The following is a 484-nucleotide window of genomic DNA, read 5'->3' on the forward strand; positions in this document are numbered from 1 at the left end:
GGATTCCGCTGCCGGAGCTCAACGAACAGCGCCGCAAGGAACTGGTCAAGATCTCGCACGGCTACGCCGAGAACGCCCGTGTCGCCGCGCGCCATGTGCGCCGCGACGGCATGGACTTCCTGAAGAAGGCCGAGAAGGATGGCGTGATCAGCGAGGACGATCAGCGCAAGCGTTCGGACCAGGTCCAGAAGCTTACCGACGAAACGATCAGCACCATCGATCATCTGCTTTCCGACAAGGAAGCTGAAATCATGCAGGTTTAGGGTTGGCCGCTGGCTGACCCGAAAGCGAGATCATGACAACGCCCGCGCATGTCGCGATCATCATGGATGGAAATGGACGCTGGGCCAAGGCGCGCGGCATGCCGAGGCTTGCCGGTCATCGCGCCGGCGTCGAGGCGTTGCGCAAGACCGTGCGCGCGGCGCCCGATCTCGGCATCTCCTTCCTGACGGTCTACGCTTTCTCGTCGGAGAACTGGTCGCGG

At 62.8% G+C, this 484-nt stretch carries 2 protein-coding genes; both read left to right on the forward strand.

All coding sequences use genetic code 11. The features are described 5' to 3' along the window. Positions 1-263: ribosome-recycling factor (locus tag ACWTU8_RS32380; RefSeq protein ID WP_455851319.1), on the forward strand; the 263-nt coding region annotated here is incomplete at its 5' end. A gap of 32 nt (positions 264-295) precedes the next feature. Beyond that, on the forward strand, positions 296-484 hold a 189-nt coding region (locus ACWTU8_RS32385), incomplete at its 3' end, for an undecaprenyl diphosphate synthase family protein (protein WP_455851320.1).

The organism is Mesorhizobium sp. BHbdii (genome assembly GCF_053848045.1).